20 protein-coding genes are annotated in these 23,347 nt (G+C 35.9%); 8 read left to right on the top strand and 12 right to left on the bottom strand.

The window, feature by feature from the left end; genetic code table 11:
• Window positions 1-419: 419 nt before the first annotated feature.
• The gene (locus J2772_RS22130; protein ID WP_209920638.1) at window positions 420-1,625 is read right to left on the bottom strand and encodes an RsmB/NOP family class I SAM-dependent RNA methyltransferase; all 1,206 of its coding nucleotides are present in this window, start codon (window positions 1,623-1,625) and stop codon (window positions 420-422) included.
• Between the two features lie 742 nt (window positions 1,626-2,367).
• Between J2772_RS22130 and J2772_RS22125 the strand changes: the two genes are divergently transcribed.
• The gene (locus J2772_RS22125; RefSeq protein WP_209920633.1) at window positions 2,368-2,712 is read left to right on the top strand and encodes a zinc ribbon domain-containing protein YjdM; all 345 of its coding nucleotides are present in this window, start codon (window positions 2,368-2,370) and stop codon (window positions 2,710-2,712) included.
• A gap of 307 nt (window positions 2,713-3,019) precedes the next feature.
• Here the strand turns inward: J2772_RS22125 and J2772_RS22120 are convergent, their stop codons facing one another.
• Window positions 3,020-3,955 carry a sulfate/molybdate ABC transporter ATP-binding protein gene (locus J2772_RS22120; RefSeq protein WP_209920630.1) on the bottom strand — a complete coding sequence of 312 codons (936 nt, stop codon included), beginning with the start codon at window positions 3,953-3,955 and terminating at the stop codon, window positions 3,020-3,022.
• Between the two features lie 75 nt (window positions 3,956-4,030).
• Between J2772_RS22120 and J2772_RS22115 the strand changes: the two genes are divergently transcribed.
• Both J2772_RS22115 and pheS read left to right on the top strand, forming a co-directional pair.
• Window positions 4,031-4,690, top strand: a complete 660-nt coding sequence (locus J2772_RS22115; RefSeq protein ID WP_209920628.1) for a YceI family protein — start codon at window positions 4,031-4,033, stop codon at window positions 4,688-4,690.
• A gap of 127 nt (window positions 4,691-4,817) precedes the next feature.
• Window positions 4,818-5,828: a phenylalanine--tRNA ligase subunit alpha gene (gene pheS, locus J2772_RS22110; RefSeq protein WP_209920626.1), complete on the top strand. Its 1,011-nt coding sequence runs from the start codon at window positions 4,818-4,820 to the stop codon at window positions 5,826-5,828.
• A 268-nt stretch (window positions 5,829-6,096) separates the two neighbouring features.
• On the opposite strand, the gene J2772_RS22105 is transcribed toward pheS, so the two are convergent.
• Entirely contained in the window at window positions 6,097-6,867 is a 771-nt protein-coding gene (locus J2772_RS22105) for a DUF3108 domain-containing protein (RefSeq protein ID WP_209920624.1), read from the bottom strand.
• Window positions 6,868-7,018: 151 nt separating this feature from the next.
• On the opposite strand from J2772_RS22105, the gene J2772_RS22100 reads away from it, so the two are divergent.
• Both J2772_RS22100 and J2772_RS22095 read left to right on the top strand, forming a co-directional pair.
• Window positions 7,019-8,074: an NAD(P)/FAD-dependent oxidoreductase gene (locus tag J2772_RS22100; protein WP_209920622.1), complete on the top strand. Its 1,056-nt coding sequence runs from the start codon at window positions 7,019-7,021 to the stop codon at window positions 8,072-8,074.
• 12 nt (window positions 8,075-8,086) lie between these two features.
• Complete coding sequence (locus J2772_RS22095; RefSeq protein ID WP_045493683.1) at window positions 8,087-8,416, top strand: 2Fe-2S iron-sulfur cluster-binding protein; 330 nt, start codon at window positions 8,087-8,089, stop codon at window positions 8,414-8,416.
• A 76-nt stretch (window positions 8,417-8,492) separates the two neighbouring features.
• Here the strand turns inward: J2772_RS22095 and J2772_RS22090 are convergent, their stop codons facing one another.
• The 6 genes from J2772_RS22090 to J2772_RS22065 all read right to left on the bottom strand — a co-directional run bounded on the left by J2772_RS22090 (window position 8,493) and on the right by J2772_RS22065 (window position 14,670).
• The gene (locus J2772_RS22090) at window positions 8,493-10,643 is read right to left on the bottom strand and encodes a prolyl oligopeptidase family serine peptidase (protein ID WP_209920619.1); all 2,151 of its coding nucleotides are present in this window, start codon (window positions 10,641-10,643) and stop codon (window positions 8,493-8,495) included.
• Between the two features lie 120 nt (window positions 10,644-10,763).
• Complete coding sequence (locus J2772_RS22085) at window positions 10,764-11,345, bottom strand: TIGR00730 family Rossman fold protein (RefSeq protein ID WP_209920614.1); 582 nt, start codon at window positions 11,343-11,345, stop codon at window positions 10,764-10,766.
• A 209-nt stretch (window positions 11,346-11,554) separates the two neighbouring features.
• Window positions 11,555-11,977: a hypothetical protein gene (locus J2772_RS22080; RefSeq protein WP_209920611.1), complete on the bottom strand. Its 423-nt coding sequence runs from the start codon at window positions 11,975-11,977 to the stop codon at window positions 11,555-11,557.
• A gap of 10 nt (window positions 11,978-11,987) precedes the next feature.
• Window positions 11,988-13,430, bottom strand: a complete 1,443-nt coding sequence (locus J2772_RS22075; RefSeq protein ID WP_209920607.1) for an aminoacyl-histidine dipeptidase — start codon at window positions 13,428-13,430, stop codon at window positions 11,988-11,990.
• 122 nt (window positions 13,431-13,552) lie between these two features.
• Window positions 13,553-14,044 (bottom strand): hypothetical protein, encoded by a 492-nt coding sequence (locus tag J2772_RS22070; RefSeq protein ID WP_209920604.1) that lies wholly within the window; start codon window positions 14,042-14,044, stop codon window positions 13,553-13,555.
• A gap of 20 nt (window positions 14,045-14,064) precedes the next feature.
• A complete protein-coding gene (locus J2772_RS22065; protein WP_115972807.1) occupies window positions 14,065-14,670 on the bottom strand; it encodes a hypothetical protein in 606 nt (201 codons plus the stop codon).
• 362 nt (window positions 14,671-15,032) lie between these two features.
• On the opposite strand from J2772_RS22065, the gene recR reads away from it, so the two are divergent.
• Both recR and J2772_RS22055 read left to right on the top strand, forming a co-directional pair.
• Window positions 15,033-15,644, top strand: a complete 612-nt coding sequence (gene recR, locus J2772_RS22060; protein WP_209920770.1) for a recombination mediator RecR — start codon at window positions 15,033-15,035, stop codon at window positions 15,642-15,644.
• Complete coding sequence (locus J2772_RS22055) at window positions 15,640-16,479, top strand: glycosyltransferase family 2 protein (protein WP_209920767.1); 840 nt, start codon at window positions 15,640-15,642, stop codon at window positions 16,477-16,479. Before recR ends, J2772_RS22055 begins: the two co-directional genes overlap by 5 nt.
• A 163-nt stretch (window positions 16,480-16,642) precedes the next feature.
• On the opposite strand, the gene secG is transcribed toward J2772_RS22055, so the two are convergent.
• The 3 genes from secG to J2772_RS22040 form a co-directional block, all read right to left on the bottom strand.
• Window positions 16,643-16,999: a preprotein translocase subunit SecG gene (gene secG / locus J2772_RS22050; RefSeq protein ID WP_209920601.1), complete on the bottom strand. Its 357-nt coding sequence runs from the start codon at window positions 16,997-16,999 to the stop codon at window positions 16,643-16,645.
• 308 nt (window positions 17,000-17,307) lie between these two features.
• Window positions 17,308-19,338 carry a M16 family metallopeptidase gene (locus J2772_RS22045; RefSeq protein WP_209920598.1) on the bottom strand — a complete coding sequence of 677 codons (2,031 nt, stop codon included), beginning with the start codon at window positions 19,336-19,338 and terminating at the stop codon, window positions 17,308-17,310.
• 7 nt (window positions 19,339-19,345) lie between these two features.
• Complete coding sequence (locus J2772_RS22040) at window positions 19,346-20,659, bottom strand: M16 family metallopeptidase (RefSeq protein WP_209920595.1); 1,314 nt, start codon at window positions 20,657-20,659, stop codon at window positions 19,346-19,348.
• A 330-nt stretch (window positions 20,660-20,989) separates the two neighbouring features.
• Between J2772_RS22040 and J2772_RS22035 the strand changes: the two genes are divergently transcribed.
• On the top strand, window positions 20,990-23,323 hold the full coding sequence (locus J2772_RS22035) for an ATP-dependent helicase (RefSeq protein WP_209920591.1): 2,334 nt from the start codon (window positions 20,990-20,992) through the stop codon (window positions 23,321-23,323).
• Window positions 23,324-23,347: the final 24 nt, after the last annotated feature.

The raw sequence follows: 23,347 nt of genomic DNA, 5'->3' as shown, positions 1-23,347 counted from the left end.
TATAGGGTTTTAACAAGCCCTTTGTTAGTAAATTAAAATCCTGTTTTTCTTACTAACTATACTATTCAGACTTTGAAATGATTTTCCGGTCTTAAAAACAGGAAGAAGCATTGTCAGCCGGTGATGTCATGAGTAATCGTTTTGTGGGAATTTTGTTTAGAATAAGAATATATACTTGGCATCCTTAGAACTGTATAGAAGCAGATAAGGTTAAGAAGATCGCCCAAAAGTTAAGTTCTTGTATTCATACTATAATTGGCTATAAAGTAATTGAGTTTATAAAACTACTTACAGCATCAAAACGGTTAATCTATAGAGTTAGTAGAGAATAAGCGTGAAATGTTACATATTTGTTTAAAAAAACAAAAAAAACTACTCAAAGGAGTAGTTTTATATGTAGAGTTGTGTGGTAAAGTGAATTAAGAAACTCTTTCAATCAATGCCATATAGAATCCATCGTATCCTTCGCTTGGCATTACCTTCTCATCCTTAATCATTTTGAATCCAGGGTTGTTTTTAATGAATTCATCTACCTGAAGGTTGTTTTCAGAAGGTAAGATAGAACAAGTAGCATACACCATCTTTCCGCCTTTTTTAAGCATTTTGGAGTAATCCTGAAGAATCTGCTGTTGTTCTTTTTTGATTCTGTCAATAAAGTCCTGATCAATTTTCCATTTACTGTCCGGGTTTCTTTTCAAAACTCCAAGACCAGAACAGGGAGCATCAATTAATAGTCTGTCTACTTTATCATGAAGACGCTTGATGACCTTGTTGTCAGAGATCATACGGGTTTCAATATTGTGAGCTCCGGCTCTTTTAGCACGACGCTTCAATTCAGCCAATTTCCACTCGAAAATATCTAAAGCTACAATCTGACCTTTGTTTTGCATTAATGCTGCCAGGTGAAGTGTTTTTCCTCCTGCACCTGCACACGCATCCACAACTCTTTGTCCTTCTTTTACATCAAGGAAATATCCGATCTTTTGAGAAGAAGCATCCTGAACTTCAAATAATCCTTCTTTAAAAGCTGTAGTAAGGAAAACATTCTTTTTCTCTTCCAACTGTACCGCATCAGGATAGTTTTTGATAGGGAAGGATACAACCCCTTCATCTGAAAGGTCAGAAATAAGTTCTTTTGTCGTTGTTTTTAATGAGTTTGTTCTTAAAACAGTAGGAGCCTGCTCATTCAAAGCAAGCATTTCTCTTTCCCATTTAGCACCCAATTCTTTTTCCAATGTTTCTGCCAACCAGTCCGGGATAGAATATTCTATTGCTTTTGTAGGAACTGTATTCTTTTTAAGCTTGGTAAGAATGTCTGCAATCTTAATTCCGTCAAATTCTTCAAACTTTTTATAGTTGGTTTTGCTCCAAAGAAGGTAAGCAATGATAAGTTTATAGATATTGTTGGGTTTTACTCCTTCACCCATATAATATTCAAGGCGTTTTTTCCAACGGATGATATTGTAGAAAATCTCAGAAACAACAGCTCTGTCCTGGCTTCCCCATTTTCTGTTTGCCTTTAAAAGTCTTTCAATAACTTTATCGGCATATTTGTTTTTCTCAAAAAATGTTTCCTGTAAGGCATCGTGAATTCCGATTGCCAAGTTTCTGTGAATAAGTTCCATAAGTTTGCTTCGCTGTTTGAATCTGCAAAAATACGAATTAAAGTTGAGAGTTAAAGATTGAGTTGGAGAGTTTGAGCGCAATAGGGTTTTAGAGTAGTAGAGTGAAAGTGTTTTTGAGCGAATAGCTGGTTCATAATATTTATGAATTTTTATACCCTATACATTTTAATGCAGAGTTCACTAAATATTTTTTTATTATTCTACGTGTGAGATCGATCGCTATGGCGTTTTATTCAGTAATGAATGAGTTAATACCTTAGCTGAATGAAGTGCCTTTGCGAACAAAAATATAAATTTAATCAACAGACCTGGTAAGTGTTATCGTGTAAAATCTAATGTTACCGATTGAGGTGAAATTATACCTAATAGTTAATTCGTTGTGTTTGCTAATTTTTTTTTAATGCAGACTTTGTAAAGATTTTTCTAAAGATTCATATTTTTTTATTCGGTTATCATAGCCTTTCATTCAGAGATGAATGAACTCATATCTTTGCTTAAATGAAAATTTTTTACAGACAAAATATACATGGTTTATCAATATACTTTATTTTCTTTACGGTAAACTAGTTAATTTATTGTAATTCACATGTTGGTGTAAAATTAACGAGTGATGTTTTGAGTCTGATTTTGATTCATTCTTTGAGGGTTGTAGGTCGTTATCAGCTGTTTATTATTTCCTATACTAACCTTTATCTCTTGACTTCAACCTCTAAAAAGCCCTACCTTTGCAAAAATTAAAAATATGAGTGATACGATACTTTGTCCGAAATGTAGCTCTGAGTTTACCTACCCGAGCGATAACATGATGGTATGTTCTCAGTGTTTCTACGAATGGAATCCTGAAGAAACAGCTTCTGAAGCAGCAAACGAAGGAAAAATATTAGATTCTAACGGAAATGAACTTCAGGATGGTGATTCTGTAGTCGTTGTAAAGGATCTTCCTGTAAAAGGAGCACCAAAGCCGGTAAAAGCCGGAACCAAAGTGAAAAATATCCGCCTAAGACCAGGAAGCGATCACAATATTGACTGTAAGATTGATGGTTTTGGAGCAATGGCTTTAAAGTCGGAATTTGTGAAGAAGGCATAATTGCCATTGACTTTTGATATCGGTTAAAGACCATAAAAAAAGGAAAAAATTGGACAGTGTAATCTTTCAAAGACTTAATTGCAAGATTGCTAATGTCCGTCTAAAAGGCAGAAAGAGAAATAACCAATAATTTCCTTATGCTGTGGAAATACAAATGTAAGAAAAAGTTTAATAACAGATTCTTATGTTTGTATTTTTTTTATTGATAAGTGTAAGTATATGTATGAGTTATGTGCTTTTGTGTAAGCTTGTAAAGGCTATGCTGGGGCTTAAACAGTAGAAGATTGCTATCTAAGTTCTATGCAATTTAAATAAATGAAATATGGACAGAACCCTGTAGTTTATCATCAGTATATACCACCAATTCCTTATTTCTTGCTTTCATCTTATTCCAATAGTAATTTCCTGCAAATCTGCTTTCCAAAACTTCGGCTTCGATACCATTTTCAGACACTTCTATTCCTTTTGGGTAATAGAAAAACTTTGAAAGTTGGAAGTCTTCAGCTTCGATTTCGTTGAAGATATTCACCTCACCAAATAATTTGGCAACATAGGAATTGTATGGATTTTTGTAGGTTTCCTCCGGACTGTCATTCTGAATGAGTCTTCCATTCTGAAGAATAACAATCTGATCCAGCCATGGCATGATGTCCTGAAGTTCATGGGTAGAAATAACCAGAGAGATCTGATGTTCTTTCACATATCGGAAAAGTCTTTCTCTAAGCTCAATCTTTCTTGGAAAATCAAGGTTGCTGAAGGGCTCATCAAGAATAAGCAGTTTAGGCATCACAGAAAGTGCTCTTGCGATGGCTACTCTTTGTTGCTGTCCGCCACTTAAATATTTAGGAAGTACATCAGCAAACTCCTGAAGACCTACTACTTCAAGAAGTTCTATGATGGTTTCTCTTTTTTTTGTTAAATTGATATTCGAAATAAATTTACCTACATTTTCAGCAACGGTAGCATAAGGCATCAGGTCAAAATTCTGTGCTACAAACTTCATTTCAGCTTCTCCGGGAACAAGGTTTCCTTTGGGACCCAATAGTTGGGTTCCATCAAAAATAATCTCTCCACTTTCCCAATTAAGCAGTCCGTATACAAGGCTCAAAAGGGTAGATTTTCCGCATCCACTTTCTCCTGCCAGAGCAATGATTTTATTGGCCTCAAATCTTAAATTAAGGTTTTGAAACAACGGTTTTTCTTTGGTGTGAGAGAAGAATAAATTGTTTATTTCTAAAAGCATATTACAAATGTAAGGTTTTTATGAAAACATAATTTTTTTTATTATATTAGCGGGAGTAATAAAAATAAATCAAAAATGAGAAAAAAACTGTTTTCGTTAGCTATTCCTGCTTTATTCGTTGCTGCTGTAATGGTTTCTTGTAAAAAAGATAAACCGCTTACCAGTGACAGTAATGAGGTGACTACAACCAAGGATGGTAACCAGTATACTTTGGATACGCTAAACAGTAAGGTTGAATGGAAGGGATATAAAGTATTTAAATCTGAGAATACGAGCCACTTCGGAACTATTAAGTTTGAAAGTGGAGATGTAACGGTAAAGGAAGGAAAACTTGAAAGCGGTAAATTTGTTGCTGATATGAATTCCCTGACCTCTGTAGACTTGAAAGACAGTCCGGAAGATATGGGGAAACTAAACGGTCACCTTAAGAGTGGTGATTTCTTTGAAGTGGAAAAATTCCCAACAGCTTCTTATGAAATTACAAAAGTTACTCCAACCACGGAAGGTGATTATAATACTCTTTTGGATGGTAATTTAACGATTAAAGGAATTACAAAACCTGTTCAGTTTAAAGCAAATGTTTCTGTGAAAGACGGAGAAGTAAGCGTTGCTACTGAACCTAAGGATATCAAAAGAGAAGAGTTTGGTGTTAAGTTCCAGGCTCCTGCTGAAAACGGAGTGATTAAAGACGAGGTAACGCTTCAGATCAACGTTAAAGCTTTAGAAAAGAAATAATTTTTTTATTTAAGTGAAATAAGTGATTGAAGTCTGCCTCCCGAAAAAGAGGCAGATTTTTTTATGACGGACTTATTATTCAACTTAAAAGTCGTATTTTTGCAAAACATTTTGAAAGGGTAAAATAATGATAGAAAAGATAGAAGAACTACTGATCGAAGTAAACGGCTTCAATGCTACCTCTAAGGAAGAGATAGAGAACTTCCGTATTAAGTACAACGGTAAAAAAGGAGTTCTGAATGATTTTTTTGAAAAATTTAAAGAAGTTCCTAACGACCAGAAGAAAGAATTTGGGCAAAAGATCAATACTTTGAAGCAGGCAGTTGCTGTGAAATTGGAAGACTTAAAAAGTACTTCTGCATCTTCTGTTGTAGTAGAAAAAGAAGATCTTACAAGGCCTGCATTTCCATTGGAATTAGGGTCAAGACATCCCATCAACCTGGTTAAAAACAGAATTATTGAAATCTTTAAATCAATTGGATTTGCAGTAGCAGATGGTCCTGAGATTGAAGATGACTGGCATAACTTCACCGCATTGAACCTTCCGGAATATCACCCGGCAAGAGATATGCAGGATACGTTCTTCATTGAGCAGAATCCGGATATTCTTTTGAGAACGCATACTTCTTCTGTACAGACTCGTTATATGGAAGAAAATCAGCCGCCAATCAGAATTTTATCTCCAGGAAGAGTATTCAGAAATGAAGCAATTTCTTCACGTTCTCACTGTATCTTCCACCAGATTGAAGGATTATATATTGATGAGAATGTAAGCTTTGCAGATTTAAAGCAAACAATCCAGTTCTTTACGACTGAACTTTTCGGAAAATCTAAGATCAGAATGAGACCTTCTTACTTCCCATTTACAGAGCCGAGTGCTGAGATTGATGTATATTGGGGACTAAACTCTGAAACTGATTACAGAATTACCAAAGGAACCGGCTGGTTAGAAATCATGGGTTGTGGTATGGTAGATCCTGCTGTACTAAAGAATGTAAATATTGACTCTGAGAAATATTCAGGATATGCATTCGGAATGGGTATTGAAAGAATTACAATGCTTCTTTACCAAATGAGCGATATCAGAATGTTCTTTGAAAATGATATAAGAACCTTGGAGCAATTCAAGACATTATAATAAAACAAACCTCCGGAGCTCCGGAGGTTTTTGTTTTTAATTACTGACCTAAGAAACAAAACGTAATTAAAAACGGATCTTATTGAAAAATTTACACATGTCTGTTTCTTATATCCATACTTCATGTGAAACGAAGTATTGACATAGCAGCCTCGTTGCTGCTTCTATTATTAAGACAACTTGAATTGAAGATCTATTACATTCAAAATAAAAAATGCCTGTAAAAAATTACAGACATTGATACATTAAAAAAATTGGCTATATATGTTTACTTGGTAAACTTTAAAGGATATTTTACATTCTTGTAATCGTCAATACTTGCTTTAAGAGACCCTACTGCTAATTCTGCTTTCAATAGCATCGGTAAGTGATTGGCATCATTGGAAACCCACATTGTTACCCCTTCTTTCTCTTTAAATACTCTTCCGCTTTTTACAGACGGAATAATTTTTAAACAATTGATTGTGCCGAATTTTGTTTTTAAGTTCTCAGTTCCTGTAACTCTAAGCTGGAAAGGGAACATCTCATCATCAATCCATACATTCATATTGATTACTGTTCCTACTTTTAATTCATCCGGACTTTTGCTTCTTAAATAATAGAAACATGAAAGCATATCCTGAACACCTTTCACAGACTTGATTATCTTTGATCCATTGGCAGGTGTTTTCTTGTCAGTTAAAATTAAAGTATTGTTATCGTGATTGAAGGCTGTTTCAAAATGCTGACGGTAGCCTCCTTCACGTACATTTCGAACATAGTAGCTTGGCAATCCGCTTGCACTATCAATAAAACTTTCATAGAGATCTTCTACTTTGAAGAAAGCCTTTACAGCACCTGTAGTTTGTCCGGTACCTTTTACATACAGGTGAGGAGCACCTTTGTAGGTGGTCTTTTTAGTGATAAGGTTGGCAGTTCCTGCATTTAAGAAGCCATAATGGATTCTAAGCGTGATAGATTCGCCATCTGCGATGTTATCAATCTGGGCAGACCCTAAAAAGAATATGAATACTGCAAAAAGGTTTAAAATTTTCTTCATGATATGACATTTACAAAAACACTGCCAAATTTAATATCTTAAATAATAGATATTTGACAAATCTCAGCTTTTTATTTAGAATCAATTAAATATGCTTCGCATTAAAATTAGTAAATTTGCAGTTACATGTATAATTAAATTATCTTAAATTATGATAACCACTGATATATTGATCATAGGGGCAGGACCTACAGGACTTTTTGCAGTTTTTGAAGCGGGTCTTTTAAAAATGAAGTGCCATATTATTGATGCACTTCCACAACCGGGAGGGCAATTGGCTGAACTTTATCCTAAGAAACCTATTTTTGATATTCCGGGGTATCCTTCAGTGAATGCTGGAGAATTAGTGGATAATTTGATGGAGCAGATCAAGCAGTTTCAACCTGGATTCACTTTAGGTGAAACCGCTGTTTCTTATACAAAAGTTGATGATGAGTGGTTTGAAGTGATTACCAACAAAGGAACAGTTCACAGATGTAAAGCTATTGCTATTGCGGGTGGATTGGGAACTTTTGAACCAAGAAAACCTACTTTCGAAAATGTAGCTGATTATGAAGAAAAAGGACTGGAATATTTCGTTAAAGAACCTGAACACTTCAGAAATAAAAAAGTAGTAATTGCCGGAGGTGGAGATTCTGCCCTTGACTGGAGTATCTTCCTTTCCAACGTAGCAAGCGAAGTAACTTTGATTCACAGAAGAAATGAGTTCAGAGGAGCTTTGGATTCTGTAGAAAAAGTTCAGGATCTGAAAAACGAAGGGAAAATTAAATTAATTACTCCTGCTGAAGTTACCGGTATCAGAGGTGACGGAAAAGTAGAAGCAATCACTGTACAGAAAGATGGTGAGGATGCTTTTGAAATTGAAACAGATTACTTTATCCCATTATTCGGATTGACTCCAAAATTAGGAGAGATCGGAAACTGGGGATTAAATATTGAGAAGAATGCGATTGTGGTAAACAACGCTCTTGATTATCAGACTAACATTGATGGTATTTATGCAATCGGAGATATCAATACGTATCCTGGTAAATTGAAGCTGATCCTTTGTGGTTTCCACGAGGCTACTTTAATGTGTCAGAGTGTTTATAACAGACTGAATCCTGGTAAAAAATTCGTATTAAAATATACTACCGTAAGTGGAGTAGACGGATTTGACGGAAGCCGTAAAGAAGCAGAGAAGGCTGTTGTGAAAAAAATTGACTAATTTTGCAGAATTATGTCAGATATTAATATTAAAATCACCGACAGAGAAGGTGTAACCCACGATGTTATTGCTCCAACGGATATGTCCATGAACTTAATGGAAATTATCCGTTCTTATGAATTGGCTGAAGAAGGTACTATTGGTGTATGCGGCGGAATGGCGATGTGTGCTTCATGCCAGGTTTATGTAATCAATGATCCTGGTCTGGAACCTATGGGAGATGAAGAAGATGCCATGCTTGCTGAAGCTTTCCACGTGAAAGACAACAGCCGATTAGGATGCCAGTTGCATATTGCAGATGCTATGGAAGGGCTTGAAGTGGAAATTGCTCCTTATCCTTAGAAAATATTTTTTAATCTTAATAAGAAACCCGTTCGAGTTTTCCGGACGGGTTTTTGTTTTTATGAATTTTTTACTTTTATTTCTTTGCCGGCTGAAACTTCGGGTGTCCTACCTGCCATAATGCAAAAGCGAAAATATCAGAATATTCTTTGAAGACTACATCCAGGTCACTCGTAAAATGACCGTTTTCGTAATTGACATACAATAAAACAGGTTTATCAGATGCTGTACTGTTTTGTAGTGTTGCTGCAAATTTTGCTGGTTCCCATGGGGTAATTCGTGAGTCATTCATTCCAGTACGGACAATCACTGCAGGATATTTCACTCCTTTTTTAACCTTGCTTTGTGCATCCATTTCAATAAGATATTTAGTATCCTCAGCATTTTTTAGACTTCCTACTTCCGGAATCTGATTAGCTCCATTGGCTGAGTTTTGAGAACGAAGAACATTAGTCATTCCTACTTCAGCAATAGCAACGGCAAATAAATCCGGTCTTTCTGTAATGGCTCTTCCAATAAGAACACCTCCCATACTTACTCCGTTACCAATTAATTTTGAAGGAGAAGTATATTTTTGGTCAACAAGATATTCTGAACAGGCAATGAAATCTTTCCATGTATTAGGTTTTTTAGCTTTCATTCCGTCTTTATGCCAGTTTTCACCTTTTTCTCCACCTCCTCTCACATGGGCGATAGCAACAACTACACCTTGCTCAAGCAGTACAGACAACCTATTTGAAAAGCGTGGAGTAGAAGAGATCCCATAACCGCCATATCCGGTGATGTAAGCAGGTGTACTACCATCCATTTTCATGTTTTTAGGATAGATAACAGAAAGAGGAACCATAGCACCATCATGGCTTTTTACTTCCACTTCTTTTACTTCATAGGATGCATTATAATCCGGGTATTTGCTGTGCCCATTGAAATATTTACTTTTAATAACTTTCCCATCCTGAGGAGTATATTCATAGAATGTATTCGGGGTAAGCCAGTTGCTGTTATTGCACTGTAGATGATCATTTTCACGGGAGTTAAGGGGAGCGGAAGTATTGACTCCGTTAGGTAACGGTACCTTTTTTATAGCTAATGTTTTAAGGTCAATTTGATATTTATCCTGAGTAATACCATTGTTTAAAGCATAGAATAAATAATTTTTAGAATTGTGGATTGACTTGATTACGGCATTACCCTCCGGAACGATAATTTTAGCATTATCAAAGTCAGGGTTTGACAGGCTCGTAAGTCCTATTTTGTAATTCGGTGCATTTTTGTGACTAAGGAAAAATAATTGATCTCCTTTAATAAAGGTTTGAGTAATATCGTCTGAAGCTTTTACAATCTGTTTCCATGTGATTTTTTTATCCTTTAAAGCAGAATAAGGAGCATAGAATTGAGGACTTTCCGATTTGGTAGAACCTATATTAAGGAAAATGTATTGATAATCTTCAGAAAACTCAATCATTGGAAATTGCTCCGTTAGCATATTGATTTCCGGATTTGCCTCTCTTGATGCCAGTACAATATCCTGATCAGAATGGGTTCCCAGCTTGTGCAGCATTGCTTTCATTTCTTTCAGAAGCATATTGCTGTTGGGATCTCCGGTACTCATCTTGGTGTAAATAATAGATTGGTCATCCGGGGTAAACTCAAAGTTGAACTCACTCCAGATAGGACTCAGTGTATCGTCAAGTATTTGTTTTGTTTGTAAGTTTAAAACCTTAAGCTCACAAATTTCACCACCGGATTGCGAAAATAGTAACGCTATTTTATTGCCTTTGGAATCTATTGAGAAATTAGTGATCTGAGCATTCTTTTTATACGTTTCGGGATCAAATATCAATGTTTCTTTTCCCGTAGAAATATCTCTGGTATACAGCTTGGAAAGCTTCTCGTTCTTTTTTGTTTTAAGATAGAAATAAAAATTTTCCCTTTGTTTCGCATAGCTGTACGAGTCACCTCCCATTTCCTGAACCTGCTTCATACGATTATAAAGGGTCTCACGATTAGGGATTTTATCAATAATAATATGGCTGTAGTCTGACTCGGCCTTAAACCATGTTTGTACATCAGGGCTTTTCAGGTCTTCCAGCCATTGATAATTGTCGGTAATCTTTGTTCCAAAATAATCATCCGTTACAGGTTTCTCTGGCGTTTTTGGGTAACTATATTGTGCGAAACCGATCTGGCTTAAAAATAGGCAGCCTGTTAGAAATACATTTTTCATGGCATTATTTCTTTTGATAGTGATAAAATTTTAATTACAAAAATACTAAACTATGTCTAAGAAATGATGATAGATATATAAAAAGAAGGAATACTCTAAAAATATTCCTTCTTTGTATAATTAAACTTCCTCTTTAGAAATCCACTTTCCAACAGTAGGAGCTTTATAATTTCTCATTTTTTCCAGAAGTTCATCTATATTGTCACTGATGAGAAGCATGTCTCGGTTTACAGCCTTTAAAAAACCTTTATTTACCATATTTTCAACCAAATTAATCAGGTCATTGTAGAATCCGTCAATATTCAAGATACCAATAGGCTTTTTGTGAAGACCAAGCTGTGCCCATGTAATCATTTCGAAGAATTCTTCCAAAGTTCCATAACCGCCAGGAAGAACGATGACACCATCACAAAGATCATTCATTCTGGTTTTTCTCTCGTGCATGGTTTCCACAAGGATAAGCTCTGTTAAGTTTTTATGGGCAATTTCCTTAGATTTTAAAAATTGGGGAAGAACACCGGTTACTTTTCCATTTTCACTTAATGCTCCGTTGGCTATTGTTCCCATTAAACCTGTTTCAGAACCACCATAAATAAGCTGTATACCTTGTTTTGCTAAAGCCTGGCCAAGCAAAAATGCCTGTTCTTCATAAATCTTATCCGACCCGAAACTTGAGCCGCAGAATACTGTAATATTTTTCATATTTAAATGGTTTTGGGAACCATTAAGATATTTTAAGTGATTAAGGAAAGTTAAGAAAATATCCGGGATATTTTTGAGCGGGATACTTTTCAATCCGCTTGTGGATTCTTAATAATCTTAACTGCTTAAAATACCTTAATGGTTTAAATTAAAATTAAAAATATCCAAAATCTAAGACTTTGGATATTGATATAGCATTTTATGCTTTATTATTTTATTTTGGTTATTTCCCATGTACCTTTTGTGCCAAAGGAAATATATAAAAGCATATTGGTAAAACTGATTCCTGCTTTAATTTTCCACTGTCCGGAAAAAGAATCCTTCATGTTGGAAGTACCAGTGTAATAGATAGGGTGGTGCTTTTTGTTTTTAGCTTCTATCTTTTTTCCATTCTTAAGCAGCATGGTTCTTACCGGCATTTGTTTAATGAATTCTATATGATCTCCATTAAGTTTTCCCTCAATAATTCCTTGTCCTTTGGTTCCAAATTCAGGGTCATCATCCTGTACAGTTCCTATAAATCTTTCACCGTCAAACTCTGTGATCTCCAAAAGAAATTGAACATCCTTATTGTTGAATTTTGAGTTTTGCTTGAGGTTATACTTATATTTTCCTTTCCAGGTACCAATCATGACTTTTGATTTATTTCTGAGGAATATTCGCTAAAATATCTTTCAGGAAGCTCCAGAACTTCTGAGCTGATGGAATGTTCGCTTTCTCATCAGGAGAGTGTGCCCCTCTGATAGTGGGGCCGAAACTTACCATTTCCATTTCAGGATAGTTAGCTCCGATGATACCACATTCTAATCCAGCGTGACAAGCTACTACGTGAGGTTTTTCATTGAATTTCTCGGTGTAGATCTTTTCCATGATCTGTACGATTTCAGATCCTGGTCTTGGTTTCCATCCTGGATATGAACCGCTGAATACTACATTCATTCCAGCCAATTCTGCTACAGACTTCAACTGTTCTGCTGTAGAATATTTAGAAGAGTCTACTGAAGATCTTGTAAGGTTAAGGATTTTTAATTCTCCGCCTTTTAATTCAACTCTTGCCACGTTATTAGAAGCTTCCACAAGGTCTGCTACATCAGGACTCATTCTGTAAACTCCGTTGTGAAGAGCCTTTAAAGTAAGGATTACTTTTTTAGAATCTGCTTCTGAGATCGCTTTGTCAGAAGAAGTAGAGTTTTCAATATTGATCTGAAGACCTGCTTCTACAGATGCAAATTCTTCTAAAATTTCTTTCTTAAGAACAGTAACTTCTTCGATGAACTCCTGAGCATTTCTTACAGAGATCATAGCAACACCTTCTCTTGGGATAGCATTTCTTAATCCACCACCATCAATAGAGATCAGTTCAAGATTTTGCTTTTCTAATCCTTTGTAAAGAAGTCTTCCCAGAATAATATTTGCGTTTCCGAAACCTTTATGGATATCCATTCCTGAGTGTCCCCCCTGTAATCCTTTCACTTCAATTCTTACAGTCTGCCCTTTTGGAGCTTCTTGTGCATAGGTCTGAGTGATGGTAACGTCAACACCTCCGGCACAACCTATGTCAATTTCATCATCCTCTTCCGTATCAAGGTTTAATAGGATTTCTCCGGTAAGCTGTCCAGGTTTTAAACCAATAGCCCCTGTCATTCCTGTTTCTTCATCAATAGTAAATAAAGCTTCCAATGCAGGGTGTGGAATATCTGAACTTTCAAGGATAGACATAATGGTAGCCACTCCTAAACCGTTATCAGCACCTAAAGTAGTTCCTTTTGCTTTTACCCAATCCCCATCAATTTCCATTTTGATTCCTTCTGTCTCAAAATCGAAATTAACGTCATTGTTTTTCTGGCAAACCATATCCAAATGCGACTGAAGTACAATAGATTTACGGTTTTCCATTCCTGCAGTGGCAGGTTTTTTAATAATTACGTTTCCTACTTCATCTACAGTAGTTTCTAAGCCCAGGTCTTCACCAAATCCTTTGATGAAAGCAATTACTTTTTCCTCTTTTTTAGATGGTCTTGGAACTGCATTTAATTTGGAGAAATTTTTCCAGATTATTTGCGGCTCTATGTTAGATAATGCCATTGAAATTTATTTTTCTCAAATTTACAAAATAAAAAATGCTTCCGTAGAATACAGAAGCATTTTTATGTGTTATAAAAGAATGAATAAGCATATTTTTCAATAAGCCTATTCATTTTTTGTTGTTAACATCCACATTCTCCATAGATTGGTGTTGTAATAACACTGCCGTCCGGTTTTTCAATCGTTAGGGTACCTTCAAAGAGTAGGGCTTCTTCACCTTTAATCTTTTTACCTTTTACAGAGATTTTGTAATCATTATTTTCTATTTCCTTAGTCAATTCTTCATCTATTTCCATATCACTTGAAGAGATCAGGTTCATAGCGAGTCTTTTACCATCCAGGTTCATATACGCTGTTTTTCCGGCATCGTCTGCATAGATGTATTTTTCAGCTTCAAAATCAGTCTTGTTTCTTGCAAAATAACATGAACATTCTTTGATTTCTTCAGGGAATGAAATGGTTTCAATCTGAATTTTTCCGGAAGGAATACTAGCTGTAGCAGAATCTTTAGCAATGCTTGATGAATCAGTGGTAGCGTTTGCAGACACTGTTTCTTTGTCCTTTTTACAGGCAACTAAAAGAAATGCAGAAAATAAAATGATTAGGTATTTCATGGGGTTGTGGTTTTGAAATTTTAGCCTCTTGCTCTTTCAAGAAGGGTCATCATTAATAAGGAAAGAATTACTAAACTTTCTTCCTCATCATCAATATCGATCAATCTGTCTAATTGGAATCTTCTTCCAAAGAATGAAGGCATTTTTTTTAGTTTGAAGTATGCTTTTCCATCAATCCCGGTAACAGTATAAGATGGGTTAAGGAAATATCCTGTAAACATTCCGATGATAGGAAGTTCTCCTACAAAGCTGTCCCAGAATCTTACCCATGCATTGTCTTCCTGTACCTTGAACTTAGGCTGGTCGTTAGCATCCAGGATATCATAGCTTGATTTCCAAAGAGAACGCATCCCTTTTCTTGCTAATCTACCATAGTTTTTGTTGTCTACAATATCGTTTAAAGAATAAGAGGCATTAAAATCAATCCATTTATTGGCTCTGATTCTGAAAAGTTCTTTTGATTTACTTTCATCATTGAAAACAATAACATCTTCTTTAAGTTTGAACATTTTCTGACGTACGTATGCTACGTAATTCCCATTTTTGTCAGTAATATTGAAGTCACTGGCTAATGTCGAAATTTTAAACTTGAAATCCAGTGGATAATTTAGGTTGTTAAGTACCATGTGTTAGTTTATTTTTTTCATATTTAATTTGAGCCGCAAATATAACGGTTTTTTTATAGTTATGGAGTATGGGGATAGAATAGGGAATTAAAATATCGAAATGAGACATTGTGGGAGTTGGGAAGAAGAGATGTAGAAATGATGATAGACGAATAGATAATAGATGGGAACAGTAAAAACAACAGGTAACCTAGGTTTTACATGTCAATAGTGAATTTTGCTTTGCTGGTGAATAATGGATGATCATTGGTTACTAAGATTGATAAGCGTAGCGAATTGACATTGAGTGTTCCTTTTCAATACGTCAAAAACTCCCCTTCCGGATAGATCATTTTCCTCAAATAATGCTTATTTTTGTACCTATGGATTACCCAAGTAAAGTGTTGGCAAAAGCAGTTGATGAAATTTCAGGGTTGCCTGGAATCGGAAGAAAAACAGCTTTGAGATTAGCATTACATTTATTAAAGCAGCCCAATTCCAGAGCGGTGAGCCTTGGAAATTCCCTGATTAATCTTGTCAATGAAATAAAATACTGTAAAGAGTGTCATAATTTTTCTGATTTTGACATATGTGACATCTGCGGCAATGAGAAAAGAAGCGGTGAGCTGATTTGTATTGTTGAAGACGTACGGGATGTGATTGCCATTGAAAATACAGGAAAATATGGTGGGAAATACCTGATTCTAGGAGGTAAAATTTCTCCGATGGAAGGAGTAGGTCCAAGCCAGCTGAATATTCCAAGTATTGAAAGAAAACTGAATGAAGGGAAGGTAAAAGAATTTATCTTCGCGTTGAGTGCTACCATGGAAGGGGATACCACAGCCTATTATATCTACAAAAAGTTTAAAAACTTTAACGTGAATTTTTCAAGCATTGCAAGAGGAATCTCAGTAGGAGATGAATTGGAATATGCAGATGAAATTTCACTCGGAAGATCTATTATCAACAGGTTACCCTACAACGAAAAGGATTAATATGAAGCTGTCTATTATTATTGTTAATTACAATGTTACCCAATTACTCAGAAATTGCCTTTTATCTATTCAGAAATATGTAAGAGAAGTAGTATATGAGGTGATTGTGATAGACAACGCTTCTACAGATAGCTCATGGCGGGAGCTTATCTCAGAGTTTCCTGAAATACATTTTATTCCTTCGGAAATTAACGGAGGTTTTTCAAAGGCTAATAATCAGGCAATACAAGTTGCAAAAGGAGAGTATGTATTGCTTTTAAATCCTGACACAGAGTTTGAAGGTTTTTATATGAAGGACCTTTTAGATTTTTCGGATAAACAGCCGGATTTCGGATGCCTTGGAATACGGATGCACGATGCAGAAGGACATTTCCTGCCGGAAAGCAAACGTTCGGTGCCGGATATGTTCAATTCTTTTGAAAAACTGTTCACCAATTTTAAAAAAAATAACTCCAAGTCTTATTACAGGAATGATCTTGAAGAAGATGCTGTAGCTGAAGTGGAAGTAATGACAGGTGCATTTTTACTTTTAAAGAAAGGGGTTTATGAAAAGGTAGGTGGATTGGATGAAGCCTATTTTATGTACGGTGAGGATATTGATCTTTGTTATACTTTAATAAGAAACGGGTATAAAAATTATTATTATGGCCAGGCTTCTCTTCTTCACCACAAAGGAGAAAGTACAGTGAAAAATGATGTTTATCTGAACCGTTTCTATGGTGCTATGCAGATCTTTATCAATAAATATTATAAAGAATCAAAACCGATGCAGTATTCCTTCTTAAAAGCAGGTCTAAATCTTCGTTACCAGATTGAGAAGGTAAAACTGAAGTAAATAGGCTGGAAGCTGGAGGAGAGAAGTTGGAAGACGTGGATGAGTGAAATACTTATCATCTGCTTTATAACTTCTTTACATTATACATTAAACTATGGAAATATAGTACAATAAAAAAACAACTCAATTTGAGTTGCTTTTTATATGTAGAAAAATAATCTTCTTATTTAGCCGGTGCAGCTGGTACTGGAGCCGGAGTAGTGGTTGTTGAAGAAGCCGGAGCAGATTGTTTTGCCGGAGCTTCTTTTTTAGTAGGTTGTTGTTGAGCCGGAGCCACTTGCGACGGTTTACCCGTAATAACAACGCTTAAAAGGATAAGAACGATGATAGTTCCGCCTAGAGTCCATGTTGCTTTTTCCATGAAATCATTGGTTCTCTGTACTCCAAACTGTGCAGAAGATGCCCCCCCGAAAGTACTGGAAAGACCTCCACCTTTTGGGTTTTGAGCCATAACAACAATCACCAATAAAACACTGGCAATCATAATAAGAACCATCAATAGTGTAAATATAGTATCCATTAATTCTGATATCTTTTTGAATGGGCAAATTTAATCTTTTTTTACTGAACAACAAAAAAAGATATCGGTAAATATGGCAAAATCGCAAAAAAATAAAAATCAAACAATGATTTTAAGCTTAAAACAAAGGAGAAGACAAATAGCAAGATAGGAATGTTTATAACAGATGCCTGAATTGTTTTAAGTTTTCTCACTGATTTTGCAGATAACACAGATTCTTTTATTACATAGATTTTCTACATGAGAGAAGAAACAAAAAAGACCATCTCAAATTGAGATAGCCTTTTTCTATAAAATTGTTTTGTTTATTATTTAAAGTCAGAATCTTTAGCCTGATTAAGCTGGTAAGACTGTACAGCCAGATTAATTTCCATGCCACCCATATTCTGGATAATGGTGAATGGAAGTTTCACTCCGGATACATCTTTATAATCAGAGAAGTTCGTAGGCATAGAACCTCCTTCTCCAACTTTTATTTCACCGGTTTTTAAACCTGTTTTTACGCTGTAATAATAGGTTTGTTTTGGTCCTTTTACTACATAAGAATCTTCATTGTTATATTTTTCGATTCCTGCTAACTTTAATTCTGTGGATTTAGCGAAAGTAAGCTCCGGGAAAAGTTCCGGATCTGCCATAGAAGCTTTTTGCTTATCATTTAAAGGCATTTTTTGTCCCTGTGCTTCAGCATATCCGTCTTTACCATCAAAAACAATCTTTTGAAGAGTATTGCCCATCATTTTCATTTCCATCATCATTTTTCCGCCTTTCCCCTGAATAAGCTTCATACTCATATCCATTCCCTGAACTTTGGTAGTAGCATCAGCTGTAATGGAGGTTACTTTCTGAACAGCAGCCAAACCACCAATAGCATTGATGTATTTATCCGCTACAGAACCAATGCTTACATTCGCATCAACTTTCTGTGCTGTAGGTTTTGCTGCCGGATTGGCTTCTTTATCAAAATATTTTACCGGATACCCTAATTTTTCCAGCCCTTCGGAAATGTCAGATGCTTTTCCTGCAATGAAGATTCTGCTCTGGTTCGGTAGGATTGTCGCTTTTACAGTGTTAGAAACATCTGCAGCAGTAACTTTATCAATAGATTTTAGATAATTGGTGTAAAAATCTGCAGGAAGATCCTGAACTTTTTGATTTAATGCAAACTTAGCGATGGTTTCAGGTTTTTCTAAAGACATAATGAAGGAACCTTTCAACTTAGCCTTAGCATTTTCCAGTTCTTCCGGTTTAACTGTAGAAATGGTGTTCAGTTCATTCATCATTTCCTTTACAGCCTTATCCGTAACTTCATTTCTTACACTGGTTTCCGCTGAGAAATCAGGGGAATACTTGCTGGCATTCATGCTTGAATAGGCACCGTAAGTGAATCCGTTCTTTTCTCTGAGGTTCATAAAAAGTCTGGCTTCACCGCCACCACCAAGAATATAATTGGCCATCGTAGCAGGGAAGTAATGTGGATCTTTCATCTTAAGGTTGTTAAGATTGCCGACAGACAATACAGATTGCACAGCTGATGGAACATCAACCACATTGATCTCTGTTTTGGAAACATTAGAAGCAGGCTCTAAAGCGGCAAACTTGGTGTTTGACTTTTTCCAGCTTCCAAAAGCTTTTTCCACCAAAGGCTTAATCTGATCGAATTTTACATCTCCAACAATTACTAAATAGGCATTATCAGGAGCATAGTATTTATTGTAAATATTCTGAATATCCGCCAATTGAATTTTATTGATAGATTCAATAGTTTCAAATTCACCTCTTGAGGTATTTTTTCCATACATCAAAGCATTGGATACTCTTTCAGCAATGGAGGAAGCATTTTTTTCATCAGCTTTTAATCCTTCAATGATTCTTTCTTTTCCATTTTTAATTTCTTCTGCTGAGAATTTTGGATTTACGATGGCATCTGCCATTAATCCCAATACTTCAGGGAAATATTTTGAAAGAGAATTCGAAGAAGCTCCGTTGGATGAGAAGTTGATGTTAGCTCCCAGAAAGTCTACTTTTTTATTAAACTCATCCTTGCTTAGATTGGTAGTTCCGTTATCAAGCTGTTCTGCCATCAATTGGCTTACCCCAGCTATATTTCCTTCGTAGTAAGGAGGTCTGTCCATAGAAAGAGTAGTATTTACCCTTGGAAGTTTGTTATTTTCAACCACCATTACGGTTAACCCGTTACTGAGTTGAAAAGTTTTTGGTTTGGCAATGTTAATGGCAGGAGTAGGTCCCGGTTTAGGCATTGCATTAAGGTCAATTTTTTGGGCAGAAAGCATTCCTGCAAATAAAAATGCCGCTGCTATATAGGTGAATTGCTTTTTCATGGGTAAATTATTTTTTCTCAGGAACGTAGTTGATGATGATTCTTTGGTTGGAATTAAGATACTTTTTAGCAGCATTTTGAATATCCTGTTTGGTGATAGATCTGTAGATATCAATTTCCTTATTGATGAGGTTGGTATTTCCCATCAATACATGGTTGGTAGCTAAAGAAGCTGCAATTCCCTGAATGCTTGAGTTCTGATTCACAAACTGGTTTTCAAACTGGTTCTGGATTTTTTGATAATCCTCATCAGAAATTAAAGTCGTCTGAAGTTTTTTAATCTCTGCATCAATATCAGCCTGTAAAGTCTGCTTAGAAGTTTGTCCCATCGGAATAGCGAAGAATGCAAAAATACTGTAATCTTCAAGCCCCTGATTGAAAGCCGCTACCTGAAGTGCTTTTTTGTCCTGATCTACTAATTTCTTGTATAAAACAGATGATTTTCCATTGCTTAAATAAGAAGAAAGCATATCCAAAACATACGCATCTTTTTCTTTATTGGCAGGAGTTCTGTAAGCGAAAATATAAGCCGGAAGCTGAATGTTCGGATCAGTGGCAGTCACTTCTTTTTCCTGAGTGATAGGAGTATCTTTAGGGAAATCTTTTGGAGAGATAGTTCCTTTTGGAATGCCGCCATAATATTCTTCAATCCATTTTTTAGTCTGTTCAGGTTTAATGTCTCCTGCAACCACTAATGTAGCATTGTTTGGAATATAGAATTTTTTGTAGAAAGCCTGGAACTCCTCAAGTTTTGCAGCATTCAGGTCTTCCATAGATCCAATCGTTGGCCAATTGTACGGGTGATTGGTAAACAAGTTCTTCTGAATTGTTGAGAAAAGGTTTCCATAAGGTTGGTTATCCATTCTTAATCTTTTTTCTTCCTTTACCACTTCTCTCTGAGTGTCTACTCCAACTTGATTGATAACTGCATGACGCATTCTTTCAGCTTCCATCCAAAGTCCAAGTTGTTCGTTATTGGAAGGGAAAGTTTCGTAGTAATAGGTTCTGTCGTTGGTTGTATTGGCATTATTTTGTCCTCCGTTTGAAGAAACGATCTTAAACCAATCGCCTCTTTTGATATTAGGAGTTCCTTCAAATAAAAGATGTTCAAAGAAGTGAGCAAACCCGGTTCTTCCTTTTACTTCATCTTTTGCTCCTACATGATACATAACCCCCGTAGTTACTACCGGAGCCGAATTATCCTGATGAAGAATTACGTGAAGACCATTGGGAAGATCATACTCTTCGAATTTAATTTGCTGTGCATTCAGCATGAGCCCGAAGAAAGCTACGGCAGCAGCAGAAAGAAGACGCTTTTTCATAAAGTTAGAAATTGTTTATCAATTAGTAGAAAAAGTGAATTAAATGTTACAGAAATAGAGTGAGAAGTTAAGGCGAGAATAAGCAATAGTGAACAGTCAATCCGCTTCGCTTGTCAATTTTATAAGCCATAACAATTTACCATTCACTTGCGAAGCAAAATTGCCTATTCACGTTTAAGATCGGTTGAGAACAAGATCAGTGGCTCATTCAGCATACTTCTTTGTGCCATTTACCATTCACTTGTGAAGCAAAAATTCACCATTCCCATTTCATAATTTGAATTCTCCTCTGAATACCTTAATTTTGTGTTCCCAAAATTTTTTTGCAGTATGGACTATTTGAAAGGACTCAATGAATCACAATATGAAGCCGTTACCTCTTTACAAGGCCCTCTGATGGTACTTGCGGGAGCAGGTTCCGGAAAAACACGTGTGCTTACGATGCGTATTGCCCACCTTATCCATAATGGAATAGACCCTTTCAATATCCTGGCACTTACCTTTACCAATAAGGCAGCTCGTGAAATGAAAGAACGTATCGCAAAGGTAGTAGGAGACAGCAATGCGAGAAGTCTTTGGATGGGAACATTTCACTCGGTTTTTGCAAGAATTTTAAGAATTGAGGCTCATTATCTGGGCTATCCTTCCAATTTTACCATTTATGACCAGCAGGATGCTTTGAATGTGATTAAAAAAGTATTGAAGGATATGAATATTGATGCTGATCTTTATAAACCTAAAAAAGTTCAGGCAAGAATTTCAACCTATAAAAATAATCTGATTACCGTTAAAGCTTATTTCAATAATCCGGAACTGATGGAGGCTGATGAAAAAGCCAATATGAAATTTATAGGACAGATTTACCAGAGATATGTTGAACAGTGTTTCAAAAACGGATCAATGGATTTTGATGATTTATTGTTAAAAACCAATGAATTACTGACTCGTTTCCCAGAAGTATTGGCAAAATACCAGGACAGATTCAGATATATCATGGTAGATGAGTACCAGGATACTAACCACTCTCAGTATCTTATTGTGAAAGCATTAGCTTCCAAGTTTGAAAATATCTGTGTGGTAGGGGACGATGCCCAGTCTATTTACTCTTTCCGTGGAGCTAATATCTATAACATCCTGAACTTCAAGAAAGATTATCCGGATGCAATTACAGTATCATTGGAACAAAATTACCGTTCTACACAAAACATTGTAAACGCAGCCAATGTTGTTATTGCAAAAAACTTACAGCAGTTTAAGAAAAATGTTTTCAGTGATAATGAAGAAGGAGATAAAATTAAAATTTACCGTTCTCTTTCTGATGCTGATGAAGCGAACTTTGTAGCCGGAAATATCTGGGAGCTTCGTAACCGCGACCAGAGAAAATATAGTGATTTTGCTATTTTATACAGAACAAATTCTCAGACCCGAGCATTTGAAGATGCCCTGAGACGTAAAAATATTCCATACAAAGTATATGGAGGTCTTTCATTCTACCAAAGAAAGGAGGTTAAAGATTTAATCGGTTACCTGCGTCTTTTAATCAATGAAAATGATTCGGAAGCATTGATGAGAATCATTAACTATCCAACCAGAGGAATTGGAGAAACAACGCAAAATAAATTGATTGTTTTTGCAGACGCTCAGAACCTTCCTGTATCAAAAGTTCTTGATAATTTACCCATATATGCTCCTCAATTAGGGTTAAATAATGGTGTTTTAAATAAACTGAATGACTTTTGGTCGATGATTAAAGCATTCCAGGTCTTGTTGAAAACGGAAACAGCTTACAGTGTTGCTATGGAAGTAGCTAAACGAAGTGGTTTAATTAAGTTTTTAAAAGATGATCAGACTCCGGAAGGGATTTCAAGAGTAGAAAACGTTCAGGAATTAATGAACTCGATGCAAGGATTTATTGAAGAACAGATGCAGCTGGAAGATGGAGATCCGAGTCTTTCCAATTTCCTTGAGAATATTGCCTTATCGGCAGATACCCAGGATAAAAATCTGGAAGATGATATGGTTTCCTTGATGACGATTCACCTTTCCAAAGGTCTTGAATTTCCTGTAGTTCATTTGGTAGGTCTTGAGGAAAATCTTTTCCCAAGTTTCATGAGTTCTGCAACCAGAGAAGATCTTGAAGAAGAAAGAAGATTGTTCTATGTGGCGTTAACCAGAGCTGAGAAGCAAGTGTTTTTCTCTTATGCTGTTTCCCGTTTCCAATGGGGGAAAATTACTGATGCAGAACCATCAAGATTCCTGAGCGAAATTGATGATGAATATATAGAATTCCTTAACCCGGCGTTGGAGAAAAGATTTATCAATAATTCAGGGGTAAGATCTAATATCTTTGATGAACATCCATCAGAAGGAAAATCTTTCAAAAAGGTAGAGAAAAAGACACTTAACAGAGGGGAAGATAATTCAAAACCAGCTCCGGAAGCTAGAAAACTGAAACCGGTGAGCACTGCCAAAATTATCAATCCAAGTGGTGCATCGTCTCAGGATATTGAAGTGGGAGATAAAGTGAGACACGACCGTTTCGGAATAGGAGAGGTTGCTTTCCTGGATGGAACAGATCCTCAGAATATCAAAGCAAAAGTAGTATTCATACACGAAGGGGAGAAGAACCTGATTTTGAAATATGCTAAACTTACCAAGATTTAAGTTTGAAAAATAGCTTTTTAAATA

Source organism: Chryseobacterium jejuense, from assembly GCF_017877355.1.
GTDB lineage: Bacteria > Bacteroidota > Bacteroidia > Flavobacteriales > Weeksellaceae > Chryseobacterium > Chryseobacterium jejuense_A.
This window is presented reverse-complemented; position numbering and strand designations above follow the sequence as displayed.